This is a genomic window from Adlercreutzia equolifaciens (assembly GCF_029076695.1).
In the GTDB taxonomy this organism is placed as follows: domain Bacteria; phylum Actinomycetota; class Coriobacteriia; order Coriobacteriales; family Eggerthellaceae; genus Adlercreutzia; species Adlercreutzia equolifaciens_A.
Window position 1 is genome coordinate 406269 of the sequence record NZ_JARFIK010000001.1, and the last position, 17825, is coordinate 424093.

The following is a 17825-nucleotide window of genomic DNA, read 5'->3' on the forward strand; positions in this document are numbered from 1 at the left end:
TACCAGTGAACAGTGGCGCCCCCGAGAGGACTCGAACCTCCGACGCACGGTTTAGGAAACCGACGCTCTATCCGCTGAGCTACGGGGGCAGGGTGCCTGATTCTACCACGGAGCAGGGTACCAGCCGTGGCGAACCGTCGTGCTAAATGCTCTGAAGCAACTCCATGACGAAGTCGGCATTCAGAGAGAGCTGATCTTCGTCGATGTTCTCGATCACATCGTCGGCCTGGGCAAAGAACGCAGGCTTGCGCCCGTCCATACCCGCCAGGTGCATGGACTGCTGGCCGTGCTTGAGCGCGTAGCCGGCTGCGGAATTCATCCACTCCATGGTGCCCGTGGGAACCGAGAGCCCCACAGCCTGGCCCGCCTTCTTCACGAGGCGCTTCATACGGCTTGAAGCTTTCTTCGCCCCATAGGTGCCCTCTTTGTCGATGAGGGTTAGCTGACCCGCGCCCAGGCCCTGCAGCTCGATGATGATAGATCCCTTCAAGTCAGCAGCATGGGCGTCCATGAAGGCGCGCATGCCACCATTGTTGGCCAGCTCGGAACCAAGCGCCACGAACCAGACCTCCATATCCACACGCTTGGCGTGGAACTGCTCGATGACCGTCTCTTCGGGCTGCGCCTCGAAGACGAAATCGGCCGGCAGGCCCTCGGCGAACGCGCTGACAGGAACAGCCATGGTCTCGCCCAGGTCGGCCTCCCCTTCTTCGGGGGTAAAGGCTCCTCCTTCAAACGGACGGCCATGATAACGCGGCTGCGAGCCCATGTTGGCGTCGTACTCGTCGTCGAAAGCGTCCTCCAGGTAATCCGGCGTGAATGCCGTGGTTTGCCCCAAATCCTCAACGCTGTCGTCGCGGAAGCTTTCCCAGCTACCACGTGCGGCTCCAACTTCCTGAGCCTCGAAGGTGTCTTCCACGTCAAGCCACTCCTGCGGCGTGGATACCTGTTCCTTCTCCTTACGGCGCAGCTTGCCGAACAGACGCCCGAAGCGGCTCTTAGGCATTTCAACGTAGCCCGGGCCAGCCATGGCGCCGGTTTCCGTAATTTGCTCCTGATAGGCGGAATCGTCAGCATCGTCGATGTACAAGTCATCGGGAGAGGCGTTCTCGAAAAGCTCCTCGCCCAGCGCCGGCGCGGCACCCGTGGCCCCAATGGAAGCGAACGAGCCGGCCAGGCTGATGCTTCCCGACAGCGACGGGTCGTTCTGGGAAGCGGGGGTATTCAGAGAGGGCAGCACATTGCGCAGAGCGGCTTCGTTCGCCCCCGTGCGCGACGACACTGCTCCGCTGGTAGACGGCTCGGCCACAGCGGGAATAACCGCACTCAGGTCGCGCACGCGACCATCGCGCGCAGGGCGCTCTTCCGACAAGGGAGCGGCCTGACCGCGATCGTCCATGGAGATGCGAGGCAGTTCCTGGGAAACGCCAATATTCGGCAGCGAGATAGCGCGGCGGCGACGCTGAGCGGGCGCTGCGGCCTCCTCGGCCACCACTTCCTCCCCAATGGCGGGCACCACCAAGCGGCGGCCGCTCTTCGGAGCAGGCGCTGGAATACTGTCGGCAGGGCTGGGAATACCGGCCAGGGCCGCGTTTTCGGTGGATCCCGTAAGCGGACGCGGGGCCTCGCGAACCATGACCTCGGCTTCGTCGGCCACCTCAATGGTGGGTAGCGACGAGGAAACGGCAGGGGCCTTCGGCGTAGAGGACGGCTCAATCGCGGGCACGGCAATGGTCGGGTTGTCGATACGGGCCGCGGTGGAGTTTTTTTCGGGGGCCGGCGAAGGAGAAGGGTTCTCGGAGGTTGCAGCCGACGCGGACACCGGAGCGTCAGACGTCGCGGGAGCCGGAGCCGCCGGTACCTCTTGCTGGGCCTCAAGCGCTTGATCAGCCGCGGGGGCCGGGTCGATGACCGCGGTCTTGTGAGAGCCAGCCGCTTCAGCGGCCGCCTGGACCGAGGCGCGCATAGTGCGCATGCGGGCATCAAGCTCAGCCGCTGCCTGATCTGCCTCTTCGCGCGACTGGATTTCCTCTTCCGCCGCTGCAAGGGCATCGGCATAGCGAGAGCGCTGGACCGGCTTCTCGACGGCAGGGCGCTTCGCCTGCTCCTGGCCCTTCTTGAACCATTCGGGAACGTCGGAGGCAGGCTCCTCGACCGCCGGAGCGATTGCAATGGGAGCGGCCACAGAGGCAGGAGCTGTTTTTACCTCATCAGAAGCTTCCGCTGTTTCCTGTACGGCTTCGTCGGTGGTCTGCTCCGAGGGGTTGCTCTCCACCACGTTTGTCGTCGAAGAAACCGGCTTTCCGGACAAAGCAGCCACGGCAGCTTTAGCGGCGGCCAGACGCGCGGCGGCCGACTCCATGGAGGTATCAACATCGGCATCGGCGGAAGGAGCCGTTTCATAGACCAATTCGGCCCCTTCGGGCACAAGGCCAGCCGACTGGGCCGCTTGTTCGCCATGGATGAGTGCATCGGGCTCGTCAGGCAGATTCTGGGCTTCGGCCACACGACGGGCCACTTCCATCATTACCGCCACGCCGGCGGCGTTGCAGTTTGCTGCTTCGTTGTAATCAGCCAACTTCTCCATAACAAAAGAAACCACGGGAAGAACGTCCAGCACCATGACCACGGCCAGCAGCACGTTGAAGACAATCAACGCCACATCGGAGGGCGCTACGATGAAGCGAATAAGCAGAAGAACCGGCATAAGCACCAGTCCAGCCAGTTCAGCCCATTGAATGACCGGTAACGCAGCCACCACCGAGGAGGTCAGGCCTCGGCGAACCTTACCCGAATCGTAGTTTGCCACAACGATGACCTTGCGTCGGCGCGACGAGCGCGAGGTGGAGCGCATGGGCTTGTACTGAGCCACCACGTTTTGGCTCACTCCTTTGTTCATCAGGCGAGAAAGCACAGGCTTTCCAAAGATCTCCGCGGCCACCAACGCGGCGCAAATAAAGCCGATGACCAGCGCGGGAATGGCCAAAGCCGCCACGATGGTGGCGATAAGAGTTACCACAACGGCTACGCCATAGCACAAAGCCCGAACAAGGCCGCTGTCGGGGTTGCATTGGAAATCTTCCAACGTGGTAGGAAGCCCCGCCTCATTTGAGAGGGCATCGCTAATGTAAAGAGCCGCGCGCTGCTCCTCTTCGGTTCCGGCAGGGCGCGGTCCAATTTCCTGGGATAGATATGCAACATGCTCGTTGAGCTCGGTCATGTCTATGGCCTTTCCTCGTGGTGAGGGTTGTTAATTTGACACAAGTATTACTAGTATACGCTATTCGGGGGTTGTTCCCAAATAATCACGGAGAAACGTATCAGCATTACCTGCTTTCAATCGCTCTGCATCATAGGCCTCTTTTTCATCAGCCACAGCGGAACGATATTTCTGTACCACGATGTTTTCAGGGCGCTCCCCTAGTGTTTGGGCCAGCGAGGCAGCCTCGTCTTCTAGCGTGTTGTACTGGCTGCTCTTTTTCTTCAGAGCCGTCTTGTCGCGATCAAGGTAGGCCTGGTCAAGCTCAAGAGCCACAGCTTGGGCTTCCTGCCGTTTCGCCAGGTATTCTTCCACCGACTGCAGATCAAGGCCTGGATACGCGCTGACAGCATGGTCGAACAGCGCCTCAGCCTCGCCAAAGGCAACGATGGCTTCCTGAGTCTTCGCCATAGACGCCTGCACGTTGTCCTTTGTCATGTCTTTGGCCAGATCAGTGGCCTCACGCACAGCGGCATCTCCATCGATAACCCGGGTCCACCCATCTTCCGCCGCCTCGTAGGATTCGGTGGCCATGAGGGCCTCGTCGATGATTTTCACTCCCGCGTCCAGCATGTTCAGTCGCGACTGAGCGGCGATGATGGCTTGGGCTGCTGCTTCCTCGTCTCTATTGTCGGTCAAAGAAGGTTCGATATCCTCGATAGAGGACACCATGCCTTCCAAGTCGGCCCGCGCCGGAGCGATATCGGCCACCACCGTTCGATAGGTTTCAGCAAGGGCTTCCTGGGATAGCTGGGGATCGTCTTGAGCCTCTTCAGAGAAGAAATTGGCGTCCACAAGCTTCATGACAAGGTCATCAAGAGGGATCACCACCTCATCGGCCGCAGCAAGAAGTTCTAACTGCCCGTCCAGCTGCGTGCGCAGGCTTTTTTGGCGATCAACCATCTGGAGCCAAGTCTGCAGACCCACCAGAGCAAGGACGAGCACCACGCAAATGCCCACAATAACGGGAATGGTGCGACGGGCAGTCCGAGCCTGCGCCGCCGCATGGCGCTCCCCGCTTGACGGGGACGCCGACCGCGACCTTGAGTGCTTTGCGGCGTCCCCCGAAAGGACGATGTGCTGGTCCTTAGCCGGCGTGGAGCGGGGCTTCCCCTTCTTCCCCAAGGTGAAAAGGGAAATCCCTCCCGTGCCGCCCTGATCGTGACGGTCGTCGCCGAGGGCCTCTTTGGCCGCATCCAGAACGCTAAACGATATCTCGTTGGACGAACCAGCAGTATTCCGCTTGATATGCATACCCTGATGGGACTTCTTTCGGGCCACGACACACCTGCTTATTACTGGCGCTCTTCAATGGCGGCGATAATGTCCTCGGTGCTCAGCACACGAATATTCTGGCTGGGCAAGGAGCGCAGGAAGGTCTTGCCGTAACCTTTTGTCACCAGGCGTTTATCGGCAAGAATCAGGATGCCCTCATCATCGGCTTTGCGAATAAGACGCCCCGCCGCCTGTTTCACTTCCAACACCGCTGCCGGCAACACATAGCGCCGCCAGGCTGCATCATCTCGAGCCGCCCGCTCACAAGAGAGGGGATCGGTTGGCTTAGCGAAGGGCAGTTTGGGGATGACCACGCCCTTGAGCGTGGCTCCTGGCGCATCAAATCCCTCCCAGAAGCTTTTCAGGGCAAAGAGCGAAAGGTGTTCGTCGGCCAGGAAATCATCGCGGAGCCCCTTTACGGAAACACCCCATTTCTGGCACACAAGACGGAGATCATTCTCCTTCAGTGCTGGTTGAACGACGTCAAAGCAGCTCTCCATCTCACGACGGTTGGTGAACAGGGTGAGCATCGAGCCCTTTTGCGCCCGGTGAGCCTTGGTAAGGAGGCCCTGAAGCGCTCCCAAATAGGCGGGATCGTTCGGTTCAGGCAAGTCGTTGGCCACAAACACAGTCATCTGCCGGTCGAAATCGTAGCTCGATGACAGGTAAAGCTCATCGGTAGCCGATTGTTCACTGGTGTTGAGGCCGAGGGCTTCCTCAAAGCCCTTGAAGCTCTGGTCGACGGTCAGGGTAGCCGAGGCAAAGACCACAGAATGGGTGTTGGCATAGAGCGTCTCATCGAGTTTCTGACCGACATTGAATAGCAGAGCCTCGAGTTTGTTCTGAGGACGATCGTTCTTGCGCGTCAAATGCGCCGCATACACGTACTGCGGCGGGCATTGGACGCAGATAATCTCAACGGCCTGCACAATTTCTTTCAGCTCAAGCGCAATTGCCGCCACTTCGCGCTGGATAACCGCAGCACCCTCTATATCCTCCAGATAGCCGACCAGCTCTTGGCAGGCGGTAATCATCTTCTCGGCGTCTTCGGCCATCGTTCGGCCGAAAGCAGCCACCGCTTTATAGAGAGAGGAGGCGCGGATTTCGTCGTTAAGCCATAAGTCGACGTTCTCGTAGCCCTTGGACCGCTTGTTCGTGTCATAGAACAAGAGGTCTTTCAGGTGGTGGCAGAATTCTTCTGCCGAGGAGGCAAATTTCTTTCCCGCGGTGCGCGCTTTGTTCGTCAATGCGTAGAACAACGTGGAGATTGATTCGTTGCCGGGCATGACCACCGTTCGTTCTGCACGAACGAAGACATTGCGGCGGGCGTCTTCCGAAGCCACGCGTTTCGTGAGCGCAAGAATATCCTCTTCGGCCAACTCGAGCGAGAAGGCACGGCGGGCTTCATTTTCGGCGCCGTGGGCCTCGTCGACCACCCAATAACGGATAGGAGGAAGAAGTCCTCCGTCAGCCGCCAGGTCACAGAAGAGCAAACTATGGTTCGTTACGACGATATTCGCGGCTTCGGCGCGGCGACGAGAGCCATGAACAAAACAAGAAGTACCAAAGAAGGGACACTTACGACGCAGGCAGTCATGGCTCGTGGTTGTGATGGCCCAGCGAGGCAGTACACGATAATCGATCTTCAAAGAGTCCATGTCATCGTAGCTGGTCTGCTCAACGAAGGACAGTAAAGCCGCGAGAGCCGGTGCCTGACTTTCTTCGGTTTTACCCACCAGTCGCATTTGCGGCCCATCAACCGTGATGCGTTCAACCTTGCGTAAACAGGGGTAATGAGAGAAGCCCTTAAGGGCGGCATAGGTGAGCTTGCCATCAAAGGCTGCAGACAGGGCAGGAAGCTCATGATAGACCAGCTGATCTAGGAGAGCATTGGTTTTAGTAGCCACACCAACGGTTACGCCGTTATCCATAGCCAAGCGAGCAGCAGGAAGCAGGTAGGCCATGGACTTCCCCACCCCTGTGCCGGCCTCGACCACAAGATTGCGTGAAGTGGCGAATGCCGTGCGGACCGCCTCGGCCATGGCCTGTTGCTCTGTACGCTGTTCGTAGGTTTCGTAAAGCGTGGCCAAAACACCCGCATTGGCAAAATCGGCGCTGATTGTTTCAGTTGAGGGATAAGTCAGTCCCCGCTGAGGATCCCCGGCAAGCACCTCAGCATCCGCCAGAGGGGTCATATTGAGAGCGCCGACGCGCTCTCGTCGAAGGGCGCGGAGAGAAAAGGCAGGAATAGGCTCCTGCTCAGCGGCTTTTTCGCAGAAATACTGGAAGACTGTCACGGTAGGCCATACCTCAGGTTCAGCCATACCGGCAATCTCCTTAACCAACATGGACGGCATCGATGCGACGCCCGCTAAGAGGATGCGGAGCAAGGCACAGGTGGCTGCTACATCCTCATCAGCTCGATGAGTGGAGCGAGGGGCACCAAACGCTTTCACCAAGTCGATAAGACGATGAGATTTCATGCGGGGAAGCGCAATACGCGACAAATCAAGAGAATCGACCCAGGTGTTCTCAAGTAAGGGATAACCTGCAGGATGATTAGTCGTGAAGTTGCGATCAAATGTTGCATTATGGGCCACCACAACGGCATCGCCAACGAACTCAACCAAACCGGCAAGTGCTTCCGAAGGAGAAGGAGCGTCGGCTACATCTTCATCGTGAATATCGGTCAAATGGGCCACATCGTCAGGAATCGGCTTGCCCGGATTAACGAAGGTAATATACCAATCGACAATTTTCCCCTGCTCAACGCGGGCGGCAGCAATTTGCGTAAGCTCGTCATGATTGAGGGAAAAACCCGTGGTTTCCGTATCTAAAACCACAAGATTGTTGTCGAAGGGCCCAAAATCCATTGACGCCGCCAAAGCAGGAAGAGACTCATACCGCTCAACAATCTCTTGAGGGGTACCGTCGGTAATAAACGTTTGGAGCAGACCTTCTAAAGGAGTGGTATCACGGGACATAGCGTTTGCCTTTTCTTCGACACGGCACCCTCAGGCCGAAAAAAAGGAACCTCGTCAAAGCGGTGGTTCCCGTATCGGACAGGCTCGGTTATCGTGTGTCTTAACAACGAAGGTATTGTATCAGCCTCTGCGAGGAGATAACCATGGAACGCTATTTTGGTACATATCAAACATTTCAAACGGCGTCCCGCAAGGAAGCAGCGGGGCTTATCGGCGCTGATAATCTGGTAGGCGATTTTTACCAAATCGAATGCACTATTGAAGACGGCGTGCAGAAGGCGTGGCTGGTCAATAAGTTCAATGCGCGCGTGGGATATTTCGACCCTGCTTTCTCTCGTCAGCTTAGCCTTCTTAAGGCACAGGATCTCGTGATGGTCGGTCTGTTGTCTTTTGTGGCATTCACTGACACACCCGAGCCCGGCCACTACTGGGGAGAAGCCGCGGTGATCGCCTACGACCCTCTTGAGAAAGAAAGCTTTGGCGCTTTTGTCGATTTCGTTAGCGGGTCTCTGAAGAAGGGGGTTCGCCCGGTGATAGCACTCAAGGAAGACGCTATTAACCGTATTGTGCAGTCAAAAGGGGCCTGGGAGCCCAAGGACACTCTTCCTCTTCCGGCTTCAAAGAAAGGCACTGCCTACATTAAAACGCGCCAGTCCTTGACTGACCAGTTAGTAGAGCAGAGTCGCAAAGGGAACAAAGGATGCTATGTGGCAAGCTGGGCTTTCCTTCTCTGTGTGGTCGCGGCTATTATATTTAGTTTGAAATCCTGCGGTGTATTCTAGACAGTTGCAAGACAACAGAAGACCTGAGCGATAGTCGCTCGGGTCTTCTGTTGTCTCAGCCTGATATTTATTTCTCAAGGGCGAATTCTACTAAACGCGTGCAGAGCTCAGGGAAGGTTATGCCCGCTGCTTTCGCGGCATCAGGAAGAAGCGAGGTGCTGGTCATTCCAGGAATAGTGTTTGTTTCCAACGCCCAGGGCTGACCTTCCTTGTCGAGGATAAAATCCGTGCGCGACATACCACGACATCCGAGGGCCTGATGAGCTTGCACCGCCAAACCCTGAATACGAGAAGTAATCTCCTCGTCGAGCGCCGCCGGACAGATATGCTGAGAACCACCGGGTGCGTACTTCGAGTCAAAATCATACGATTCACCTTGAGGGATAATCTCAATAATGGGAAGTGCTTGCGGGTCTTCATTGCCTATTACGGCAACAGTTAGCTCTTTCCCGTCGATATACTGCTCTACCAGAGCGGAATCATCAATCTCAAATACCTTATCCAAAGAATCCCGTATTGCCTGCTCTCCCTCGACAATATAGATACCTAGAGAGCTTCCTTCTGTCGCAGGCTTAACGACGCAACGTCCTTTAATTTCTTGCGCCATAGTCTTCGAGTCGTATTCTTCTCCTTTGATAACGGAGAAAGAAGATGCTGTAGGAATTGAGGCCTTGCGATACACTTCCTTCGATTTCGCTTTATCCATCGCCGTAGCGCTCGCCCAGACACCTGAGCCGGTATAGGGAAGATCAATCAGCTCCAAAAACCCTTGAAGCACACCATCTTCGCCTTTTTTCCCGTGCATGCATAAAAAGGCGACGTTAAAAGATTCATCAATCAACCGCTTCAAATCTGAGGGAGAGGCGGGATCAAGGTAAGTTACAACAAAGCCAGCTGTCTCAAGGGCCTTCCCAGCGCCCTTTGCAGAAGAGAGGGAAATTTCCCGCTCTCCGCTCGTACCTCCCGCAAGGAGAGCTACTTTGCATTGCGATGGAACCAAAGAAGTGAGCATAGCGGGCCTTTCTAAACTCAAATTACATCGGGGTCAGTATACCAAAGGGAGACTCTTTAGCTTGAACCAGTAAAGGGGTTGTCAGCTCAATTATAATAGCCTCATGAACAATGAACTTTTCACATACAGCGCCAACGACCTTGGTGATCTCATGGAGAGCTGGGGTCAACCTAAATTCCGGGGAAAGCAAATTCATGAATGGCTGCATCGCCACCATGTTACTTCTTATGATCAAATGACGAATATTCCAGCCACCCTCAGGTATAAATTGAGTCAGGAATTCCCAAGTCACGATATCGAAATTGCTCATAAAGCCCTTTCCTGCGACGGCTCTCGCAAATATCTTGTCCGTCTTTCGGATGGCTGCCTGGTCGAAACAGTTGGTCTCCCCGAACTAGGAGCAGGCACCGACAAGGGAAGGCTTTCTGTTTGTGTTTCCTCGCAGGTCGGCTGTCCTATGGAGTGCGCCTTCTGCGCTACTGGACGAGAAGGACTAACGCGTAACCTGACAGCCCAAGAAATCGTCCAACAGGCTGTCGCTGTTCAGCACGACTTTGGGCGACGGGTGAGCAATGTTGTTGTCATGGGTCAAGGAGAACCTTTTCTCAACTACGACGAAGTGATTAAAGCGCTTCGTATTCTTAACAGTAAGGAAGATCTTAATATCGGAGCCCGTCACATTACACTCTCTACCTGTGGCATTATCGAGGGAATCAACAAGCTTTCTGATGAGCCAGAGCAATTTACCTTGGCCGTCTCTCTACACTCCGCCATTCCTTTAACAAGAGATGCACTTATGCCTCGCGTCTCCTCCCAACCTCTTGATTCCTTAAAGGAAGCGCTTTCCATCTACAATAAGAAAACCGGGCGGAGAGTTTCACTCGAGTACCTCCTTCTTAAGGACGTCAACGACGATGAAGCGCATCTTGAAGCTCTTATCAACTTCTGCCGCGGGCTTCTCTGCCATGTCAATTTGCTTCCTATGAACGCTGTCGAGGGGGCCACTCTTCAACCTTCCACCTCTCGAACTATGAAGCAGTGGCTTGATCGGCTTAACAGAGAGGGCATCGAGACCACCGCGCGCGTCTCTCGTGGATCCGATATTGACGGAGCTTGTGGTCAGCTCAAGAATAGCACCTTGGATCATCAGTGATGTTTCACGTGAAACATCACTGATCTGTTTCTTGATTAAGAATAAGAGAAGCCCTTTGTTTCACGTGAAACAAAGGGCTTCTCTATAAAGTGTTATGTAAAGCGATTTACTCGATACCTGATACTATCTCATCGAATATTCTCTGGAGCTCTTCTTCACTCTTAAATTCGATTTCGATCTTATTCTTCCCCTTCGAAGACTTCACTCGTACATTCGTCTTTAAAGTATCACGCAGGGTTTTAGCAACGGACTTAAAAAGCGGCGGCGTTGCGGGGCGAGGGGCAGCACTCTTTGCTGAGTCGCGTCCAGCAAGCAGACGTGCAAGGTTCTCAGCTTCACGTACTGTTAGGTTACCCTCAACAATTTTATTGGTCAGACTTGCTCTTCCTTCTTGAGTAGGTACGGAAAGAATAGCGCGGGCATGGCCGGCAGTGATCTTTTCTTCAAACAGAAGCTGCTGTGCCTCTTCGGGAAGATCCAGTAATCGGAGAGCATTCGCTACCGTTGACCGGCCTTTAGACACTGCTTGAGCAACCTCGGCCTGGGTCATATTGCGACGCTCCATCAAGCGTCGATAGCCATAGGCCTCTTCGATGGGATTCAGATCCGAGCGTTGGATGTTCTCGATAAGAGCCAACTCAAGCGCTTGATTGTCATCCACATCTTTAATGCGAATCGGGACTTTTGCCAAGCCAGCAGCTCGCGATGCCTGCCAACGGCGCTCACCTGCAATAATTTGATAACGACCACCCTCGATCTTACGAACCAGAATCGGCTGGAGAAGTCCATCTTTCTCAATAGAGGACGAAAGCTCCTCTATCTCTTCCTTCTTAAACTGAGTACGAGGCTGATCAGGATTAGGCTCGATAAGATCAATATCGACCTCATCAGTGGCTTTTTCATCAGTCTCGACTGCTGTTTCTTCAACAGTCAGCGTCTTTTCAGTAGATACTTCTCGCACTATAGGTTCCGAGATGACCTCATTGTAGGGATCGGTCTCAAGAGAGGCAGTGGGCGCAACGGGTTGAGTTGAAGTACGAGAGGACACCAGTTCTTCTGATTCCTGGAACTCCTCAACATCGACCGTCACACGTTGACGAGCTGGCGAGGGAGTTGCCGGGGCTACCGGTTCATAGGAGCCAGGAAGAAGGGAACCGAGACCACGACCAAGACCGCGACGTTCGTTCTTAGCCACGAGCAATCACTTCCTTTGCGAGTTCAATATAGGAAAGGGATCCACGACCCTTAGGATCGTATTGAGTAATCGGCTGGCCAAAGCTAGGAGCTTCAGATAGCTTCACTGTTCGAGGAATAGGCGTCGAGAAGACCAAACGACCAAAGTAATCTCGTACCTCATCAACCACCTGCTTGGAAAGAGTGGTACGACTATCGTACATAGTCAACAAAATACCGTAGATATCCAAGGTAGGATTAAGGCGAGATTTGACACGTTTCATTGATTCAAGAAGTTTTGTCACACCTTCCAAGGCATAGAACTCGCATTGAATCGGAATAAGAAGCTTGTCAGCAGCTACAAGAGCATTTACCGTCAGGAGACCCAAGGATGGAGGACAGTCAATCAAAATAAAGTCGTAGCGGCCCCTCATGCCTCCTACTGCATCTTTGAGACGATTCTCGCGGGCCATCTCCGAAACTAATTCGACCTCAGCGCCCGCCAAGTTAATAGTAGCTGGGGCAATATCCAGTCCCTCAGATATATCGGGAATAATAACTTCCTCAAGAGGCACATCATTCAGCAATACATCATAGATGCACTGCTGAATAAGAGACTTATCTACACCAAGGCCACTTGAAGCGTTACCTTGAGGATCGAGATCCACGAGGAGCACTTGTTTTCCCATCTCCCCTAAGGCTGCACCTAGGTTGATAGCTGTAGTTGACTTACCAACACCGCCTTTTTGGTTGATGATGGCAATAATCTTCGTATGTCCAACTACATGCTGAACCGGCGCCTTTTCTTTAAAGGTCTTGAGCGGCTTCGAGGGAACAGGATCAATGGTAGGCGCTTCGATCTCTCTTACATGGACCTCGATTTCTTCAGGGTCCTGAATTTGAGGGCTCGGAGCAGTTTCTTGCTCCACCGGGGCTATTTCCTCGTTGTTGACAGTCGGGGTTTGTTTATTGTCTCGTTTAAGACTATCAAAAAATCCCACAGAGGCCTCCTTCCTTAAGTGCACCACAGTATAGCATCGTCATCAGAAGCGTGAGACGATGTAAGCCGAGAGCGGGTTAAAAAGATTGATGTTTCACGTGAAACATCAATCTCTAGGACGCAAAGGATTCCTCTGAGCCATTCCTACGCGGCGAGGAAGTTTCAATCGAGCAGGACCAATCTTTTCATAGGTAAGGATGGTTCTTTTAGTTTCACCATCACTTAAAACTGTTTCTCTTCTAGACAGCAACTTCATCCCCAAAAGAGAAGCAACTGCTTGAGCTTCATCAACTTCCTCTTCCGTAATATCTGCTTTATAGCAAACAAGACGACCCTTCTTCATGAGAAGAGGCGAAGCTAACTCCAAGAGGGACACAAGTCGAGATAGAGCTCTTGCTGTCAGAACGGCAAATTCGCCCTTATGCTCTTTAGCGAGATCTTCAATGCGTCCATCATAAACATGAATAGCATCAGAGCATCCCAGACTCGCAATAAGTTCGGAGACGAGTCGCATTTTTTTCTTCACTGAGTCGACCAACAGTGTGTCTCGCCCGGTGTAGAGTGCTAAGGGAACACCTGGAAAACCGCCGCCGGAGCCTAAATCTGCATATTTCCCCTCAGGAGCTTCGTTGATCTCCGGCAAGCCAACAAGGGAATCCTCAATATGTAGAACAAGCGCTTCCTCTCGATTATCAATGCGGGTAAGATTTGTCGTCTTGTTTATCTCTAGGACACCATCAAGATACTGTTCACAAAGTACCTGAGCCTGACCAGAATCCACCTTGCCTCTTTTCCAATACAAATAAGGGGAGCCGAAGCTCCCCTTATTTTTAGGCTAAAACAATACTACCGGGGAACGATGACTACATGACGGGCAGAACCCTCGCCCTCGGAAACAGTCTCAACACGATCGTCATCACGCAGAGCAATGTGAACGATACGACGCTCGTAAGGGGTCATCGGACGAAGACCTACTTTGCGATGCTGGCTCGCAGCACGATTGGCAGAAGAGTGAGCGATCGACTCCAACTTCTGACGTTGACGATTCTTGTACCCCTCCACGTCCACAACAACAGGATAGCGGAAGCCAATGGTACGAATAGTGATCATCGAGACAATAAACTGAAGAGCATCCAAGGTCTTGCCATGACGCCCAATCAAAACAGCCATGTCATCTCCGCTGATATCAAGAATCAGCTCTCCATCTTCCCCTTCATATTCATCGATCGTAATATCACCGACATTGAAGTATTGAAGAATATCTTGGAGAGCCGCGATCGCAGTATCAGCGATATTGTCGAGCATCTCATCAGTCACGACAAGCTCATCCGATTCCTCCGTCTCCTCAACTACCTGAGTTTCACCAGACTCTACAACTGGTTCCTCTTCGACTTCAGTTACTAATTCATCGGCCATAACGCACTCCTAACCATAATGAGTTTCGCAGCGGATACTGGGATCTGCGAACAAATAAAGGCACTGTTTCACGTGAAACAGTGCCTTGAACAACAAAGTTAGCGCTTCTTCTTGGGTCGAGGCTTCTTCTCTTTGCGAGTAACATTAACCTCGACGGGCTTAACAACCAGCGCTTCTTCCTCAGCCTTACGGCGATCCTGGGCGCGGCAGTGAGCCAACGTAAGCTGGTTCTGCGCCACACCAATCAACGAGGAGACGCCCCAGAAGAGAAGTACACCGGCAGGCGAACCCCAGGAGATCCAAAGCATCATGAGGGACATGATGCCGCCCATGAGAAGCGTCTGATTACGCTGCTGCGTATTCTCAGTGCGCAACTGCTGCAGAATCATGGGCAAGAAAGTCGCACCGGCGAAGATAACCATCAGGATCAAGTAAGGAACAAATGTTCCAAATCCTTCAGAAAATGCCTGAGAGGGTGTAGTAACCAAGTTGGGCACCAGGTTGTAGAAGCTGTAAGAGCTGTCCTGCACACGGTCGCCCATTTCGCGAAGAACCTGGAACAGGGCAATAAAGATAGGCATCTGCAGAAGAATAGGAAGGCACCCGGCGAGGGGATTGAACTTCATCTCAGCATAGATCTTCTGCATTTCCTGAGACTGACGGGTAGGATCATCAGGGAATCGATCCTTAAGGGCCTGGATCTTAGGCTGCACCTTCTGCATATCGTACGACGAACGAGCCTGCTTGTGCATAAGAGGGGCGACGATAATACGGAAGATGATCGTAACCACAATGATGGCAAGGCCCCAATCGTGGCAGAACCCGTAGAAGAACTGGATAACGTCGAAGATCCAATCCTTAAAGATGTCCCACATAGTGTTTCCTTCTCAGTTTGTTATCGCAGAGGACTTACGGTACGGGATCGTAGCCGTGGGGTCCTCCTGGATGGCATTTCAGGATCCGCTTCGCCGTGAGCACGAATCCTTTGCAGAATCCGTAGCGCTTGAAGGCGATGAGACCGTACTCGGAGCATGTGGGAACAAACCGGCAAGAAGCAGGAAGCATCGGGGAAATAGCCGCTCGATAAAACATGATAAGTCCCAGCGCGACAAGCGTTGGGAGCTTCTTAATGGCTATGAGCACTTTTTTCAACGACACGCCCATCCTTCCCTGAAGCAAGGCGCTCGACAGCTCCTTCACATGCTTTCAGCACTTTACTATAAGATGTCTCGCAGACGGACGATTTCGCGAGAAATATAACGTCGTATCCTTGCCAAGGACCGCCAAGCGACTGGCAAACAGCCCTCATGCGACGTTTCGCTCGGTTTCGCCAGACAGCATTACCGAGTTTTTTCCCAGCAATAAAAGCAACACGACCGGAAGGGCCGTGTTGCTCATCGTCCCCGAAGGACTTCTCTTGAAAATGCTTCTTCACAATGAGGGTGACAAAAGGAGTTTTGATTCGTCTTCCCTTTGCGAAGAGTTCGGAGATCTCAATACTGGACTTGATAGTTTCCAATCGAGTTCCCTAGACGGTCAGGCGCTTGCGCCCCTTAGCACGACGAGAAGCGAGAACAGCGCGGCCGCCCTTGGTAGCCATACGGGCACGGAAGCCGTGGCACTTGGCGCGCTTGCGTTTATTGGGTTGGTAGGTGCGTTTCATTGTTTCTTTCCCTTTCGTGGTTCAAAGAGTAGCTTTCAAATTATATACCACAAAGAACCCGTGTCAACGGGGCTTCATGGTGAAATCGCTCGGTTGTGGGAACGACCAAGGAGAAAGGATAGGTTAGAGTTTCTTTAAAAAAGAAATAAAGAAGAGATAGTAGTAACAATAAAGGCGGTTAGTTTGTGAGAAAGGTTCTCTTTCTGCTGGTAGAACATCCTTTTTAGCGGTTCTTAACTCGTGAGAAGTTTGTAACGCTCATCCACCGGCACCCGGCTCCGTCGCCCACCAGTAGTCCCGAATTCGTGGATAAAACCTGAGTTGTACCCTTGTCTTTCCCCGTTAATCCCCTTAGTTATGCACTAAAGTTCACGAATTCGCTTGCGCAAAGCTTCAATTTCTTCCTGGACGCCGCGGTCTTTCTTCATCATCTCCTCGACCATGGAAACCGAGTGCATGGCGGTGGTGTGATCGCGGTTGAATTTGAGGCCGATGTCCTGATAGGGCAGGTCGAGCAACTGACGGCACAGGTAAATAGCAATTTGCCGCGGGTAAACAATAGAGCGCGCGCGCTTCGGACCCACCAGATCGTTGTGAGACACCTTGAAGAAGCTCTCTACCTCTCGCTGAATATCGCTGACGGCCAGGTTGCGGGAAGCGCCGCCGGAGAAATGGTTCTGCAGCAGGAGGCGCACCTCCTCGATAGTCATGTCTGCCTGCTCGGAAAGGGTCATCTGATAGATAACCTTCGTAACGGCGCTCTTAAGCTCGCGGATGTTGGAGCTTGAATTCTCGGCAATGTAGAGCTGCACTTCGTCCGAGACCTCGAAGTGGCCAAATCCTTCATCTTGACTGTAATTGTTAATGAAAGACTTGACGATGCCTAGCTTAGTCTCGATTTCGGGCGGATTGATCTCGATGACGCCGCCCCCATTGAAGCGAGAGGTGTAACGCTCGTCGATATCGATGTTCTTAGGGGCGCGGTCGGCAGAGAGAACGACCTGCTTTCCCTGATTGGTCAAGGTGTTGAACAGCTGAAACACAATATCGAGGGTCTGGCTTTTACCCTGCAGGTACTGCACATCGTCGATGAGCAGCACATCGGCTTCCTCGTAGTAGGTTTTGAAGTTCTTGAAGCTGGCCTTTTCGCGGTCGTGGGCCTGAGCTGCTTCAGTGTAGCGCGACAGGAAATCAGCAGAGTCGACGTACACAGTTCTCAGATTGGGGCGCGTCTCCTCGACGTAATTCTGAATGGCGCGCATCAGGTGGGTTTTGCCCAAGCCGCTCTTGCCATAGAGGAAGAGCGGGTTCAGAGGAGTGCGACCAGGTGATTCAGCAACTTCGACGGACATGGAATAGGCCATGCGGTTGGAGTCGCCAATAACGTAATTGCCAAAAGTCAGCGTTGAAGAGGGATTCGCAGAGCGATTGCCTCCAGAGGCAGCCGCACTTCCGCTTTCGCGCGCCGCTGGTGCTTCAGGCGAATAGTGGTCAACAAGGGAGCTTTCGTCGTAGGAGGGCATGTAAGGGGAAGGTGCCGCCGCCGGTTGAGGAGCGGCTCCCGAATAGGGATGCCCGTAAGCTGGCGCCGATTGATGCCCTGGGGCCGAGGTTGCAGGAGCTGGTGAAAACGAATTCATCATTCCTCGGTCATTCTCGTGTGAAGTCGGGGAGAAAGAAGGGGTCTCCTGGTCGTAGGGCCTCCGCGTCGGAGCTTGAGACATTGCTGGCGCAGAAAATGCCCCTGGCTCGGGGTAGGAAGCAGGAGATTGCGCCGCCGGTGTGCTGGCCGGGGTGGCCGCTTGGGCAGCTTTGCGCTGCTCCTGGGTAGGATCGACAGCCAGCGCAACGGTGTAGGGGTTACCGCGAAGGTCGAACAGCGCTTGCTTGATAACCTCAAGGTAGTTTTGCTCTACCCAGGTTTTAATAAAGTCGTTGTCGGCCGTCAGCATGAGGAACCCCTCGCTCATAGCTTGGGGCTCAAGGCGCGAAAAGAAGGCGTCTACCTGGGAGGCGTCAATACTGGGATAGCTTTTGACCTGGGCGCATACGCCATACCATTGTTCATTGAGTTTTTCGCTGTCCATCATGCTCTCCCGTAGGGGTTA

Annotated in this window: 15 protein-coding genes and 1 tRNA gene; 2 read left to right on the plus strand and 14 right to left on the minus strand. The window is 53.6% G+C overall.

Features of this window, described 5'->3' with window-relative positions:
* Nucleotides 1-13 precede the first annotated feature (13 nt).
* The 4 genes from PZH32_RS01405 to PZH32_RS01420 all read right to left on the minus strand — a co-directional run bounded on the left by PZH32_RS01405 (nt 14) and on the right by PZH32_RS01420 (nt 7518).
* Nucleotides 14-89: transfer RNA gene (locus PZH32_RS01405), tRNA-Arg, on the minus strand.
* Between the two features lie 53 nt (nt 90-142).
* Entirely contained in the window at nt 143-3220 is a 3078-nt protein-coding gene (locus PZH32_RS01410) for an aminopeptidase (protein WP_275205847.1), read from the minus strand.
* Between the two features lie 60 nt (nt 3221-3280).
* Nucleotides 3281-4540 carry a hypothetical protein gene (locus tag PZH32_RS01415; RefSeq protein WP_275205848.1) on the minus strand — a complete coding sequence of 420 codons (1260 nt, stop codon included), beginning with the start codon at nt 4538-4540 and terminating at the stop codon, nt 3281-3283.
* 14 nt (nt 4541-4554) lie between these two features.
* On the minus strand, nt 4555-7518 hold the full coding sequence (locus tag PZH32_RS01420) for a helicase C-terminal domain-containing protein (protein ID WP_275205849.1): 2964 nt from the start codon (nt 7516-7518) through the stop codon (nt 4555-4557).
* A 143-nt stretch (nt 7519-7661) separates the two neighbouring features.
* On the opposite strand from PZH32_RS01420, the gene PZH32_RS01425 reads away from it, so the two are divergent.
* Complete coding sequence (locus PZH32_RS01425; RefSeq protein ID WP_275205850.1) at nt 7662-8300, plus strand: hypothetical protein; 639 nt, start codon at nt 7662-7664, stop codon at nt 8298-8300.
* A gap of 67 nt (nt 8301-8367) precedes the next feature.
* On the opposite strand, the gene PZH32_RS01430 is transcribed toward PZH32_RS01425, so the two are convergent.
* Nucleotides 8368-9312: a D-alanine--D-alanine ligase family protein gene (locus tag PZH32_RS01430; protein WP_275205851.1), complete on the minus strand. Its 945-nt coding sequence runs from the start codon at nt 9310-9312 to the stop codon at nt 8368-8370.
* Between the two features lie 103 nt (nt 9313-9415).
* Between PZH32_RS01430 and rlmN the strand changes: the two genes are divergently transcribed.
* Nucleotides 9416-10465, plus strand: a complete 1050-nt coding sequence (gene rlmN / locus PZH32_RS01435; protein WP_275205852.1) for a 23S rRNA (adenine(2503)-C(2))-methyltransferase RlmN — start codon at nt 9416-9418, stop codon at nt 10463-10465.
* Nucleotides 10466-10571: 106 nt separating this feature from the next.
* Here rlmN and PZH32_RS01440 read toward each other — a convergent pair whose 3' ends face one another.
* From PZH32_RS01440 to dnaA, 9 genes are all read right to left on the minus strand, one after another.
* On the minus strand, nt 10572-11660 hold the full coding sequence (locus PZH32_RS01440) for a ParB/RepB/Spo0J family partition protein (RefSeq protein ID WP_275205853.1): 1089 nt from the start codon (nt 11658-11660) through the stop codon (nt 10572-10574).
* Complete coding sequence (locus PZH32_RS01445) at nt 11653-12639, minus strand: ParA family protein (protein WP_428994006.1); 987 nt, start codon at nt 12637-12639, stop codon at nt 11653-11655. Before PZH32_RS01445 ends, PZH32_RS01440 begins: the two co-directional genes overlap by 8 nt.
* A 105-nt stretch (nt 12640-12744) precedes the next feature.
* Nucleotides 12745-13419 (minus strand): 16S rRNA (guanine(527)-N(7))-methyltransferase RsmG, encoded by a 675-nt coding sequence (gene rsmG, locus PZH32_RS01450; RefSeq protein ID WP_275205854.1) that lies wholly within the window; start codon nt 13417-13419, stop codon nt 12745-12747.
* Nucleotides 13420-13484: 65 nt separating this feature from the next.
* Nucleotides 13485-14054, minus strand: coding sequence for a protein jag (locus tag PZH32_RS01455; RefSeq protein WP_275205855.1), 570 nt, complete (start codon nt 14052-14054; stop codon nt 13485-13487).
* A 98-nt stretch (nt 14055-14152) separates the two neighbouring features.
* Complete coding sequence (locus PZH32_RS01460; protein ID WP_275205856.1) at nt 14153-14929, minus strand: YidC/Oxa1 family membrane protein insertase; 777 nt, start codon at nt 14927-14929, stop codon at nt 14153-14155.
* 34 nt (nt 14930-14963) lie between these two features.
* A complete protein-coding gene (gene yidD / locus PZH32_RS01465; RefSeq protein ID WP_275205857.1) occupies nt 14964-15218 on the minus strand; it encodes a membrane protein insertion efficiency factor YidD in 255 nt (84 codons plus the stop codon).
* Complete coding sequence (rnpA, locus tag PZH32_RS01470) at nt 15181-15573, minus strand: ribonuclease P protein component (protein WP_275205858.1); 393 nt, start codon at nt 15571-15573, stop codon at nt 15181-15183. Before rnpA ends, yidD begins: the two co-directional genes overlap by 38 nt.
* Before the next feature lie 9 nt (nt 15574-15582).
* The gene (rpmH, locus tag PZH32_RS01475; protein ID WP_022737978.1) at nt 15583-15717 is read right to left on the minus strand and encodes a 50S ribosomal protein L34; all 135 of its coding nucleotides are present in this window, start codon (nt 15715-15717) and stop codon (nt 15583-15585) included.
* 362 nt (nt 15718-16079) lie between these two features.
* A complete protein-coding gene (gene dnaA / locus PZH32_RS01480; RefSeq protein ID WP_343074484.1) occupies nt 16080-17807 on the minus strand; it encodes a chromosomal replication initiator protein DnaA in 1728 nt (575 codons plus the stop codon).
* Nucleotides 17808-17825: the final 18 nt, after the last annotated feature.

Excerpts from the sequence above, each read along its gene's own strand:
- PZH32_RS01455 (WP_275205855.1), bottom strand. The coding sequence starts at position 14,054 with ATGGCCGATGAATTAGTAACTGAAGTCGAAGAGGAACCAGTTGTAGAG.
- PZH32_RS01410 (WP_275205847.1), bottom strand. The coding sequence starts at position 3,220 with ATGACCGAGCTCAACGAGCATGTTGCATATCTATCCCAGGAAATTGGA.
- dnaA (WP_343074484.1), bottom strand. The coding sequence starts at position 17,807 with ATGATGGACAGCGAAAAACTCAATGAACAATGGTATGGCGTATGCGCC.
- PZH32_RS01425 (WP_275205850.1), top strand. The coding sequence starts at position 7,662 with ATGGAACGCTATTTTGGTACATATCAAACATTTCAAACGGCGTCCCGC.
- yidD (WP_275205857.1), bottom strand. The coding sequence starts at position 15,218 with ATGGGCGTGTCGTTGAAAAAAGTGCTCATAGCCATTAAGAAGCTCCCA.
- rpmH (WP_022737978.1), bottom strand. The coding sequence starts at position 15,717 with ATGAAACGCACCTACCAACCCAATAAACGCAAGCGCGCCAAGTGCCAC.
- rlmN (WP_275205852.1), top strand. The coding sequence starts at position 9,416 with ATGAACAATGAACTTTTCACATACAGCGCCAACGACCTTGGTGATCTC.
- PZH32_RS01430 (WP_275205851.1), bottom strand. The coding sequence starts at position 9,312 with ATGCTCACTTCTTTGGTTCCATCGCAATGCAAAGTAGCTCTCCTTGCG.
- PZH32_RS01420 (WP_275205849.1), bottom strand. The coding sequence starts at position 7,518 with ATGTCCCGTGATACCACTCCTTTAGAAGGTCTGCTCCAAACGTTTATT.
- PZH32_RS01460 (WP_275205856.1), bottom strand. The coding sequence starts at position 14,929 with ATGTGGGACATCTTTAAGGATTGGATCTTCGACGTTATCCAGTTCTTC.